This is a genomic window from Thiomicrospira microaerophila, from assembly GCF_023278225.1.
Lineage (GTDB): Bacteria > Pseudomonadota > Gammaproteobacteria > Thiomicrospirales > Thiomicrospiraceae > Thiomicrospira > Thiomicrospira microaerophila_A.
Window position 1 is genome coordinate 541,458 of sequence record NZ_CP070959.1, and the last position, 12,823, is coordinate 554,280.

At 44.7% G+C, this 12,823-nt stretch carries 6 protein-coding genes; 3 read left to right on the plus strand and 3 right to left on the minus strand.

Going from position 1 to position 12,823, the window contains the following annotated elements; genetic code table 11:
• Nucleotides 1-2 precede the first annotated feature (2 nt).
• Genes JX580_RS02625 through JX580_RS02635 form a run of 3 tightly spaced genes read left to right on the plus strand, consistent with a single transcriptional unit; the run spans nucleotide 3 to nucleotide 8,681 of the window.
• Nucleotides 3-2,858, plus strand: a complete 2,856-nt coding sequence (locus tag JX580_RS02625; protein WP_248851249.1) for a PhnD/SsuA/transferrin family substrate-binding protein — start codon at nucleotides 3-5, stop codon at nucleotides 2,856-2,858.
• A gap of 32 nt (nucleotides 2,859-2,890) precedes the next feature.
• Nucleotides 2,891-5,857 carry a response regulator gene (locus JX580_RS02630; protein ID WP_248851250.1) on the plus strand — a complete coding sequence of 989 codons (2,967 nt, stop codon included), beginning with the start codon at nucleotides 2,891-2,893 and terminating at the stop codon, nucleotides 5,855-5,857.
• Nucleotides 5,858-5,894: 37 nt separating this feature from the next.
• Nucleotides 5,895-8,681 carry an EAL domain-containing protein gene (locus JX580_RS02635; protein ID WP_248851251.1) on the plus strand — a complete coding sequence of 929 codons (2,787 nt, stop codon included), beginning with the start codon at nucleotides 5,895-5,897 and terminating at the stop codon, nucleotides 8,679-8,681.
• 44 nt (nucleotides 8,682-8,725) lie between these two features.
• On the opposite strand, the gene JX580_RS02640 is transcribed toward JX580_RS02635, so the two are convergent.
• From JX580_RS02640 to mutS, 3 genes are all read right to left on the minus strand, one after another.
• A complete protein-coding gene (locus JX580_RS02640) occupies nucleotides 8,726-9,211 on the minus strand; it encodes a hypothetical protein (protein ID WP_248851252.1) in 486 nt (161 codons plus the stop codon).
• A 97-nt stretch (nucleotides 9,212-9,308) separates the two neighbouring features.
• Complete coding sequence (trxA, locus tag JX580_RS02645; protein WP_248851253.1) at nucleotides 9,309-10,172, minus strand: thioredoxin; 864 nt, start codon at nucleotides 10,170-10,172, stop codon at nucleotides 9,309-9,311.
• Between the two features lie 28 nt (nucleotides 10,173-10,200).
• Nucleotides 10,201-12,789 carry a DNA mismatch repair protein MutS gene (gene mutS, locus JX580_RS02650; protein WP_248851254.1) on the minus strand — a complete coding sequence of 863 codons (2,589 nt, stop codon included), beginning with the start codon at nucleotides 12,787-12,789 and terminating at the stop codon, nucleotides 10,201-10,203.
• Nucleotides 12,790-12,823 lie beyond the last annotated feature (34 nt).

Here is a 12,823-nt window from a genome sequence, read left to right on the forward strand (position 1 = left end):
ACATGGAACCCGGTGCTAAAGTTTTTTCCGCTCTAATTTGGTTTTGGCTGATTCTTTTTAGCTTGCCTGTTTTCGCCAACACCGAGCCTTCGACTGAGCAGTCAAAAATTAGTTATCAACTGGGTGTCTTTGCCTATAAGGGGGTGGAGCAAACTTTAGCCGAGTTTGAACCGGTGATTCAAGCACTTAACAGAGGTCTGGAAACTGAACAGCTTGAGTTGCAAATTTTATCGCAAGCGGAAATATACCAGGGGCTAGAGAACAGAACGCTTGATTTTGTTATTACCAATCCCACTCACTTTTTAGTTGCTCGTCAACGGTTTGAGGTGACGGGCGCTTTGGCTACGCTGGTCAAAAACCATCAAGGTCTTCCGCTTAAAGCGCTCGCTGGGGTGATTGTTGTGCGCGCTGATAACTCAAAAATTAATCATCTTCACGACTTAAAGGGTCGGAAGATTGCGGCACCAGGGCCGGAGTTTATGGGCGGGTTTCGTGCACAAAGTTATGAGCTTTATCTGGCGGGAGTCAAGCTTGAGAAGAGTCAGATAACCTATTATGGCACTCATGATGAAACCATAACGGCCGTGCTTAATCAGCAAGCCGACGTGGGGTTTGTACGTGATGGCATTATAGAGGGATTAGTTCAACAGGGGGTGATTGATGCATATCAATTAAAGATTATTCACGCCCAATATCGTCCTGATTTTCCACATGTTATTTCAACACGGCTTTATCCTGAATGGCCTGTATTCGCATTGCCGCATGTGTCCGATCGTGCTAAGCGTCATATCACCGCGGCTATGCTTAATCTTGAGTATCTGGATATCAATACCCCCGATGGTGGGATTTATGGTTTCACGGTGCCTTCTGATTATCTCGGTGTTGAAGCTCTGTCTCGTGCATTACGCATTCCTCCGTTTGAAGTGCGTGAGGCGATTACTTGGCAAGATTTAAAAAACCAGTACGGTGCGGTGATAGGTTGGACGCTTGCCTTTGCGTTTGGCTTATTCATTGCGCTCATCAGCTTGCTTGTCAGTGTTAGGCAATCACGCGCTGCGAGCCTTTACAGTCAGCAATTATTGGCCAGCCAAGATGAGTTGGTGTTGGTGAATGACGGCAATGAGTTAATTGACGTGAGTGGTGGCTTTTTACGGTTTTTTAATGGTTATTACGCGAGTCTTAAGGCATTTAAGCAGGATTACCGTTGTATTTGCGACTTGTTTATTGAGCAACCCGGTTACCTTTACAATTATCATGCGATGGAGTGGTTGGATAAAATGTTAGCTGAGCCTAGCCAGCAACACAAGGCCATAGTCGGTTTTCAAGGGGTGCATACCTATTTTAAATGCAGTGCGGTCTATTCAAAACAACTTGGACTGTATTTGATTACGATGGTTGATATCACTGAGTTGGAAATCACCAATCAGCGTTTATCTGAGCAAACTAGGCTAGCAGAACAAGCCAATCGAACTAAGTCTAATTTTTTGGCCAATATGAGTCACGAAATTCGTACCCCGATGAATGGTATTCTTGGTTTAAGTGAGTTAGGGCAGGACGAGCAAGACCCCGCCAAATTACACCAACGATTAAATAAAATCCATCACTCAGGTTCACTGCTACTCGGGATTATTAATGATATTTTGGATCTGTCGAAAATTGAAGCGGGACAATTTAATCTTGACCCACAACCTTTTGCGATGGTGCAACTAGCTGAGGAATTAGTTGACCTTTATCAGGCTCGTGCCAGCGCTAAATCGATTGAATTTAAGCTAGAGTTGGACTCGCAGCTGGCTTTGGGTTATGTTGGAGATGACCTGCGTTTGAGGCAGGTACTAGCTAATTTAATTACAAATGCTATTAAATTTACCGAACAGGGGGCGGTCACGCTTCGTATTGGGCCGGATCTTCAAAGGACAGATAACCACCAGGCCTGGTTAAACTTTGAAGTGCAAGATACTGGCAAAGGCATTAGTTTAGAGCAACAGCGGCGTTTATTTAAACCTTTTAGCCAAGCTGACGATTCAATTACTCGTGAATATGGTGGAACCGGGTTGGGGCTCACGATTAGCGAGAAGTTGGTGCAGTTAATGGGCGGTGAAAAAATTTTGCTCCACTCGGAGTTAGGTCAGGGCAGTCTATTCAGTTTTAGTTTGCCTTTCGAGCACTTGACGCCTTTGCAGCAAGAAGCACTTGAATTGGGTGGACGATCATCAATGGCTGATCAGGTTGCAGGCCAACAGGCTGTTAAGTTTAATGCTAAGGTGTTATTGGTTGAAGATAATGAGATTAACCAAGAAGTCGCGACTGAACACTTAAAGCGTTTAGGTATTGACTATGATATCGCTGCCAATGGGGAAGTCGCTGTCAGTAAAGCGCAAAACAACCGCTATGATCTGATTTTGATGGATATTCAGATGCCTATTATGGATGGCTATCAGGCCACCCAGCGCATTCGCCAATTTAATCCAGATATTCCGATTATTGCGCAGACTGCTGCGGCCATGATTGAGGATAAGGCAAAAGCGTTGGATGCGGGAATGAATGATCATATTTCGAAACCGATTAATCAACAGACCTTAATAGCGAGTTTACAGCACTGGATAGGTGGCAAACAGCAACCGTTGGACATTTTGAATCCTAGCGTATTGCTTCTTGTTCACCCTGATGCACAAACATTAAAAAGAATGGCTCAAGGTTATCAGGGGCAAACCCGAGTTAGAGTCGCTAACTCTATCGACAAGGCTGAGAATTTATTGAGAAACCAGCCAGATATCGAACAGGTACTTGTAGCTAGCTGTTGGGAAGAGCTCGCCTTTGAGTGGCAAAATGCCTATAAAGTCGATATCCAGACTATTTAAATTATTAACATTGATAGGCGAGAAAGCAGGTTATGTTGTTACCTAAGTTGATAGATATTGCTACTAAAAACGTAATTAGTTTGCAAGATAGCTTGTCGATTAACGATGCTGTTCATCTAATGGCTGAACAGCAATTGCGTGATGTGATTGTTACCGGTGAGGCCGGCTTGCGGATATTAACGCCACGCGAGTTGATTCAGTTTCGTTTACAGCAGTTTGATTTTAATCTTCCTTTGAGTCAGGTTGTGTTAAACAAGGTGCCAGTTTTAAACCCTGAAGCGACAATTTTCCAAGCATTAGATGTAATTCGTAATCACCCCGATGAGTATGTGTGCTTATTGGAGCAAGATCAGTTAGTTGGAATTGTCAGTTATACCGATCTCGCAGGCTGTTTGGATCCGGCGCATTTGGCGCAAAATGCGCTGCTAGGTGATGTGTTGTGTAACATCCCGTTTGTTAAAGTGTATCTGCAGGAATCTACTGAGCAGGTTTTTTCTAAGTTGAATCAGGCACAACAAACGGCTGCGGTCGTGTTTGACGGCGACTCGGCGAAAGGCATGATTACTCAAACGGATATTGTTAAGTTATTTGATCAAGATTCTGATCTAAAATTACCGGCGGAACGGGTGATGTCTTCACCTTTAAAAACATTTGATGCAAAGCTTAGTCTCGGGCAAGCCTTGCTTGAAGCCCGCGCTCAAAAGGTTAAGCGTCTAGTGGTTGTAGATCATTACACAGGCGCAACCCTTGGTGTTGTTCATCAAAAGGATTTGGTTGGTCTGGTCTATCAAGTTTGGAATGAGCAGGCAATTATTGATAACCAGCGCGCAAGGCTTACTGAGTTATCCAATAATATTCCCGGAATGATCTATGAGATGGTAAGGGATTCAAATGGCCACTTTAGTTTTGCGTTTGCAAGTGCTGCGATTGTGGATTTGTTTGATCTTACTTTTGAGGACGTTGAAAAGGATGCGTGTGTCATGTTTCAGCGCATTCACCCCGATGATTCAGATTTTTTCATGGCATTAATTAATGATTCAGCGGAAAACCTAACCCCTTGGGCAGAAGAGTTCCGGGTGGTATTACCTAGTGGTTTGGTACGTTGGTTGAATGGTCAGTCAACGCCCAACTTACAACCTGATGGGTCAACTATTTGGCATGGCTTTGTTTATGACATTACCAATCAAAAAAACCAACAATTTGCTTTGGAGCAAGCCAAGCGTGAAGCCGAAGCCGCTAATCAAGCAAAATCAGCGTTTCTCGCTAATATGAGCCATGAAATTCGCACACCGATGAATGGCATCTTGGGGCTGAGTGAATTAGCCCTTCAGCAAACCTCTTTGCAGGTTATGCGCGATTATGTGCTTAAGGTTCATCGCTCAGGGCGTCTTTTATTAGGCATTATTAACGATATTTTAGATTTATCAAAAATTCACGCTAATAAGCTGGTTTTGGATCCCCAGCCCTTTTCATTGCATCAATTGATTGATGATCTTTATGATTTATTTTCTGCCAATGCACAAGCGAAAAATCTGCAGTTGATTATAGATTGTCAAGCGGTTAGCCAGTTGTGTTTAGTTGCCGATGAATTGCGATTGCGTCAAGTTCTGAGCAATTTGTTGAGTAATGCGATTAAATTTACTGAACAAGGCGAGGTGCGGTTAAAAATTGAAAAGTTGACAGAAACGCCTGAGCAGGTAACGCTTGGGTTTTCGATCAAGGATACGGGCATGGGGATGAGTGAAAAGCAGGTTGGCAAGTTGTTTCAAGCTTTTAGCCAAGCGGATTCTAGTATTACTCGCAAGCACGGGGGAAGTGGTTTGGGATTGGTGATTAGTCAATCCTTGGTTCATTTATTAGGCGGCGATAAGATTGCGATTGCAACCAGACCTGGTGAGGGAGCTTGTTTTTCTTTTGATTTAACCTTGCCGCTGTGTATGCACGCCCAGGCGCAAGCTTTGAGACAAGCTGTTCAACTGGTTTCACAGGTAGAGCTCAGCGGTCATGTTTTATTGGTTGAGGATAATGAAATTAATCAACTGGTTGCGAGCGAGCAGCTGAAAAACTATGGTTTAACGGTTTCTTTAGCAGAAAACGGTTTGGTAGCGCTAGAGAAAATGCAGCAGCAGGCGTTTGATTTGGTATTAATGGATATTCAAATGCCGGTGATGGACGGTTATCAGGCTGCACTAGCTATCCGTGAATTTAATCAGACGGTTCCGATTATTGCTTTAACCGCAGCAGCGATGGTAGAAGATAGAAAAAAAGCCTTAAACAGTGGAATGAATGATCATTTAGGTAAACCGATTAATTCGGTTGAATTACATAGGGTTTTAAGCCGTTATTTAGCCTCAGGAAAGCAAGTAAAGCAGTTTGGAAATGTTTCTGTTGCATCGGCTCCTTTATCCTTTAGCATGTTAAATGTTCAAGCTGGTTTAGATCAGTTGATGGGGAATCAGTCACTGTATTGCAAACTGCTTCAGCGTTTATCGAACCAACTTAACAGTGAATTTTCATCTTTGATTCCCTTGTTAAAACAGCTTCATGATCAATTTGATATTGAAAAAATGATACGGCTTCAGAAACTGAATCATAGCTTAAAAGGGGTTGCGGGTAATTTAGGGGTTGAAGGACTGTTTAAGGTAAGCCAGCAGGTGGATTTGCTTTTAAAGGATAATACCTGTCCCAGTCTTGAACTTATCGCAACATTTGAACTGGCCTTGGCGCAATCGCTGGGTGAAATTAATCAATATCTTAATTGTTTTACTGAGTTATTTGAGAAGAGTTCAGGAGAAAATGAACCAGATAGGGCGCAGCTTCTTAAGCTAAAACAGCGCATTGAAGCCAGTGAGTATATTGAGGATAATGAATTGGTTGATTTAATCAGTGGATTACCAGAAGACATGGTTGATCTCGGAAAGTCTCTTTTACTTGATCTAGATAACTTTGATTTTGAACTGGCGGCACAAAAGCTAGATCAGATTATTAACCAGTTTTGAAACCTTTGGGCTCCAAATAATTAAATAGGTGCAGGCGTTGAGCAAATTTAAAAACATAGTTTTTATAGGGTTAATGGGTTGGATACTGTCGGCCGAGTTTGTGTTGGCTCAGAATCCTGTATCAATGCATAATGAATTTAATAAACCTGTCTATCAGGTTGGCATTTTGGCTTTTCGTGACAAGGTTTCCACTCTTGAGCGCTGGCAACCTTTAACCGAGTACTTAAATCGGTTATTCGATGATTTTCAATTTGAGCCAGTGATCTTACATTTAGATGAATTAGAACAGGCAGTTGAAGGTAAGCAGGTTGATTTTGTTTTGACTCAACCTGCTCATTATGTGCTGATGACCTATCGAAGCGGCTTGACCTCCCCACTGGCTTCCATGCTCAACTTGGAGGGGGCATTTGTAACGGATCATTTTGGTGGGGTTATTTTTACCCGATCGAATCGGGATGACATTGTGACGCTAAGGGATCTGAAGGGTAAACGAATTGCTGCAGCTTCGACGACCTCTTTGGGCGCTTATCAAATGCAGGCATATGAGTTGTTGCAGCAAGGGGTTAGACTCCCTCAGGACGCAAGGGTATTGGAAACCGGGCAGCCACAATCGTTAGCAGTAAAAGCGGTGATGAACGGTGAAGCGGATGTGGGCTTTGTTCGTACTGGCGTTTTGGAGGATTTGGTTGCTAAAAATCAGATTGATATGAATCAATTGAAATTACTTAATGCACAAACACTGCCTGATTTTCCTTTTATAACGAGTACTCGCTTATATCCCGAATGGCCGTTTGCTGCGATGCCGCATGTTGATAAGGATATTGCTCGCCAGGTTGCGGCTGGATTATTAGCGATCCCTCGAGAGGGATCGCTTGCACTTTCAATGGGCATCGCAGGTTTCACTATCCCGGGTGATTATCGAACGATTGATTTGTTGATGCGTGAATTACGTCTGGAACCCTTTGATGAGGTTGAGTTTACCTTACAGGACTTTATTGAGTTTTGGTTTTATCAACTGGCTTTTGCGTTAGCACTGTTTTTATTATTGGTGTTTGCAACGCTTTTTTACATGGTTCGTCGTCAAGCCCTGCTAAAAAAGGAGCGAAACCGTTTGACTCAGGCACTTGAGCGATTAAGACTGCTTAATCAAGTGGTTGAACAGAGCCCTGAGTCTATTGTGATTACAGATCGTCAAGGGCGAATCAGTTATATGAATCCGATGTTTGAGACGATGACGGGTTACCAAAAACAGGAGGTTTTGGGCAAAAACCCTCGTGTTTTGCAATCGGGTCGAACCAAGCCATCTGTGTATCAAATATTGTGGCAAACCTTGTCAGAGGGTAAGGTTTGGCGCGGTGAGCTCTCCAATAAACGTAAAAATGGCGAAGTTTATCCTGCGCAAGCGATTATTTCACCCGTTAAAAATGAGCTGGGCGAGGTTACGCATTTTTTAGCGATTCAACGTGACTTATCGCAAAGAAAGCAGCGCGAGCAACGTATTCAGGAGTTGCTATATGTCGATAGCTTAACCGGTTTGGCCAATCGTAATAAGTTACTAGAAACCATGGATAGTTGTATTCAGCGTTATCAGAGCCTAGAGGTCAAGGGGTGTTTGTTGTTATTAAACATGACTCATTTTCGCTTTGTGAACCAATTGCATGGAACCGATGTTGGAGACGAACTATTGCAGACAGTGGGTCAAAGGTTGCAACAGGCTTTTGAGCATCAAGGACGGGTTGCACGTTTGACAGCCGATCAGTTTGCTGTTTTTTGTGAAAATAAAGCTGAATTCAGTCATGTTGATGATTGGTTGAAGATGATGGGGCAAAAAGCCTTAACTTGTTTGGCGTCTAGCTTGCAAGTTAAAGGAGAGAGTTTTAACCTGGATTTTGCCATTGGTGTTGCGCCTTTGATTGAAATCGAAGATTTTACTAGCGGTGAATTAATTCATCAGACGTTAAGTCATGCTGAAATTGCATTAAAGCAGGCGCGTGGTGAAGAGTCTATTCGATTGGTTGTTTATGATAATCAATTGTCCGAGAAGGTGCTTGAGACACATCAGTTACAAAAAGAGTTGGCACAGGCGATTAAGTCTGAACAGCTGCGTTTGTTTGTTCAGCCCCAAGTTTTGCAGAACAAGCAATTGGTGGGCTTGGAGTGTTTAGTACGTTGGCAACATCCGGAAAAAGGTTTGTTACCGCCGGGTAAGTTTATACCCTTGGCGGAACAGAGTGACTTAATCGTGGCGTTGGGTGATTGGGTGTTGACTAAAGCAGCGCATTTGTTAGCTGAAATTCAATTTCATTCACCGGATATTACGCTTGCGGTGAATATAAGCCCAAGGCATTTTCGGCAAATTAATTTTGTAGAACGTGTGAGCGCATTGCTAGCAGATTCAGGCGCTTCGCCTAAAGGTTTGATTATTGAGATTACTGAATCCCTGTTTCTCGATGATTTTGACGAGGTCGTACAAAAAATGCAATCGCTAAAAGCCTTGGGCGTTAAGTTCTCGATTGATGATTTTGGGACGGGCTATTCATCCTTGAGTTATCTCCAGCACTTGCCGGTGGATGAGGTCAAAATTGATCGGGCATTTGTGTTGGCGATGGATCAATATGGTATGGAGCGCAGTTTGGTGTCGTCTATTTATGCAATGGCGCAACAAATGCAGCTGGATGTGGTGGTAGAGGGTGTTGAAACTGAACAGCAATTAGGCCATCTGTCTGCTCTCAAGCATGTGAGTATGCAAGGCTTTTTGTTTGCCAAACCGCAAGACTATTTAACGTGGCAACAGGACTGGATGAAACAAAGCGCGTGTAAATAACTGAACGCTTTCACAGTAAACTGTGAAAGCTGATTGTATTGATTTTAACGCGTGCGCGGTGGTAGCGGTGGTGGAACTACATCAGGCATAGGTTGGTGTAAAGTAGGAGGTAATTGGCTTTCTATGCGTTCATGAATTTCCATCACTACGCCACTTTGGGTCACGACATATTGATCTGGATAAATATGTACGACCTTGTAAACCATCGGTCGAATTTGCATACCCTGCTCATCAAGTGGTTTGCCTAATCCCATGTACATACCACACATGGTTGACCCTGTTTCTATACGTTTTTCTTTTACCAGGTCATAGTCTTTATGGCTCAGTAAATTTAGTGAATCCAAGCGGTCAAAAATGCGCTTTTGGTCAGCTTCGTTGTGTTCAGCGTAAACTGCACAGAGTTCAATAGGTCGAGTTTTGCTAAGATCATCTGGCAGAGGCGTGATTGCCCCTTGAGGTGTTGCAAAGCCCATTGTTGAAGCGCTTAGCCCAAGTGAAAGGGTTATGGCCGTTAATAGCGTTTTTTTCATGTTAAACCTCTTTTTGGATGTGGCCTATGTCCACATTAAATCAGCGTTTTCTTATATCGGAAGAATTGTAACAAAAGCTTTTAAGCCTAATCGCGCATTAATAGAGTAAACTTTGGAATTTACGTCGATAGGTTTTCACCAGTTCCGCTTCGCTCACCGCTAACATATCGAAAAGTTTAATTAAGTTTTTGCGTGCGCCACCCTCTTGGTAATCACGATCCAGCATAAACACTTTCAGAAAAGCTTGCATCGCTTTTTCATATTCACTATGCAGGGCTAAAAAGCAGGCTAAACCATAGAGCGCAGTCACATCGTCAGGATTGTCTTTGAGTTTTGCTTGAATCACGCTGATATCTTCGCCCTCGGCGACCGCTTGTGCAAAACTAATAATCCCCATCACGCTTTTTGCTTCAGGCGCAGTTTGGGCTTCGGTTGGAAGTTGGTTGAAAAGTTTAGTGGCATCTTCAAGTTGGCCGGTTTGTAGGTACATTTGAACTAGATCAAGTTGAACCTTATAGTTGCTTGGATCCAGTTCCGCGGCTTCTCGTAATAGTCCGACCGCTTGGTTAAGTTCGCCTTGGTCAAAGGCTTGTTGTGCTTGCGCACGTAAGCTGTCGGATGGCCGTTCAATATGGGCTTCTAGCAGTTTGCGGAACTCCGCTTCCGGTAGGCCACCGGTAAGTTCGGCCACCGATTGACCATTTTTGAAAAGCCGGAAGGTCGGTACAGAGCGCACCGCAAATTGGTTGGCCAATTCATCGTTCTCGTCAATATTAATTTTTGCGAGTAAAAACAAACCGGCAAATTCATTCGCAAGTTTTTCAAGAATCGGCATCACGGATTTACACGGCCCGCACCAAGGTGCCCAAAAATCAACCAGTACCGGTAGGTGATGAGAGTTGTCAATCACAACTTGTTGAAAGTTGCTGGCATTCACGTCGGCAATTAAAGCTTGGCTCATGGTGTTTTCCTATTCAGTTAAGCGTAAGTTAGCGTAAAGTTTTTAGTTGATAAATCAAATCCAGCGCTTGTTTTGGCGTTAAGTCGTCTGGCGTAATTTTATCAAGTGCTAATACTATGGGGTGGGGATCGGCAGAATTAAAGAGGTCGAACTGCATTTCGGGTTCTTTAACCTGTTGACGGCTTGAAGCGTTGGGTTTTGGTGCGGTGCTTGTGGCGTCAGTTTTAGTTTCTAGGTCATGCAAAATCGCTTTTGCGCGTTGAATCACGCTTTGCGGCACACCGGCTAAACTGGCGACTTGCAGGCCGTAACTTTTTGAAGCCGCACCGGGTTGTACCTGATGCAAAAACACGATTTTATCTTGATGCTCAATTGCATTGAGGTGAATATTGACGGTGTTTTTGTAACGTTCGCTGAGTTCGGTCAATTCAAAATAATGGGTGGCAAATAAGCAAAAGCCTTTGATCTGTTCTGCGAGGTGCTCGGCAATCGCCCAAGCGAGCGAGAGACCATCATAGGTCGAGGTGCCGCGCCCAATTTCATCCATTAGAATCAATGAATGCTGGCTGGCATGATGCAGAATGTGCGCGGTTTCGGTCATTTCAACCATAAAGGTTGAGCGCCCGCTGGTCAGGTCATCGGAGGCACCGATGCGGGTAAAAATCCGGTCAATTGGCCCGATTTCGACCGCTTCAGCCGGCACGAAACTGCCAATGTGCGCCAGAATCGCAATCAGTGCGGTTTGGCGCATAAAGGTGGACTTACCGCCCATGTTCGGGCCGGTGATGATTTGTAATCGGCTGTCGTGATTAAACACGGCATCATTTGGAATAAAGGGGGCATCACTGAGGGCTTCGACCGTTAAATGACGCCCTTGTTTGATCACCAGGCCTGGTTCTGAACGCAGCTGTGGGCGACAAAGTTGATGCTGTTGTGCCTTTTGCGTCAGGTTGACCAGCACATCCAGTTGGGCCAAGGCCTCGGAGCAAGCTTGGAGGGGTTTGATTGATTGATTGAGCTTTTCCAATAGCGTTTGGTAAAGCTGTTTTTCACGCGCCAAGGCTTTATCACCGGCGCTGAGTACCTGGTCTTCAAAGCTTTTAAGTTCAGGGATGATATAGCGTTCGGCACCTTTTAAGGTTTGGCGACGCACATAGTCGAGCGGCACCTGTTCGCTTTGCAGTTTACTGACTTCAAGGTAGTAGCCATGCACCCGGTTGTAGCCGACTTTTAGGCTGGAAATGCCGGTGCGCTCGCGTTCGCGTTGCTCAAGGTCGAGGAGAAATTGACCGGCTTCGTTTTTAAGATTGTTCAGTTGGTCGAGTTCGTTATCGTAACCGGTTTTAAATATCCCTCCATCGCGTAGTAGCATCGGCGGGTTGTCAATAATCGCGCGTTCAAGCTCATCCGCGAGTTCAGGGAAAAGTTGGATCTGTTGCGCCAGTGTAATTAAACCATCCTGTTCAGATTGGCTTAGGGTTTCATGTAAGGTTGGTAGTTGATTAAGTGCGCGTCCAAGCTGTAAAAGATCGCGTGGGCGTGCCGACAGCAGCGCCACGCGGCTTAGAATACGCTCCAAATCGCCAATCGGTTTAAGTTGGCGTTTTAGTGTTGGAAAGTGGTCTTGTTGTAGCAGGTCGTCAATAATATCAAGTCGCTGATTTATCAAGCGCGTATCGCGCAATGGCATTAATAACCAGCGTTTGAGTAAGCGGCTACCCATCGGTGTGGCGCAGTCATCAAGCAGACTGAGTAGGGTGTTATGGTGGCCGCCAGTGAGGTTGGTATCGAGTTCTAAATTGCGACGACTCATCGCATCGACAATCAGCGTGTCGTCGGTGCTATAACTGTGGAAGCACTGCACTTGATTGAGCGGGTTTTGTAACATGGTTTGCGCATAATACAACAGCGCACCGCAAGCGCTAATTAGGGTGGGCTTGTCTTGGCAGCCAAAGGCAGTCAGGTCTTGGGTTTTGAGTTGTTCGGTCATTCTGCTGCGCCCCGTATCGGCATCAAAATGCCAAACCGGCAGTCTAACCAGGCCTGGTTGGTTTTTTAGGGTTTCGCTTAGGGGTTCATGGTCGGCGACAATTAGTTCAGCCGGTTGCAGACGTTTAATTTCATCCAGCAGGTTTTGTAGGGTTTCAAATTGACAGCCTTCAAAACGCCCGCCGGCAACATCTAAATAGGCCAGGGCATAGCTGTTTTCATTTTGGTAGCAGGCCGCTAATAGGTTTTCTTGGTTGGCCTCTAGCAGGGCTTCATCGGTGAGGGTGCCGGGGGTGAGTACCCGCACGACTTTACGTTCCACAGGGCCTTTGCCAGTCGCATCGCCCACCTGTTCACAAATGGCGACCGATTCGCCCATCTTGACTAATTTTGCAAGGTAACCTTCGGCACTGTGATGCGGAATGCCGGCCATTGGAATCGGTTTTCCTGCGGATTGTCCGCGGGCGGTGAGGGTTATATCCAGCAGCTTGGCGGCTTTGACCGCGTCATCATAAAACAGTTCGTAAAAATCTCCCATCCGGTAAAACACTAAACGATCCGGGTGGTCGGCTTTGATTTTTAAATACTGTTGCATCATTGGGGTGTGCTGGCTTAGCGTTTGATTCATAGGATTTGATAACAATTTGCTTGTTGTGATGTAT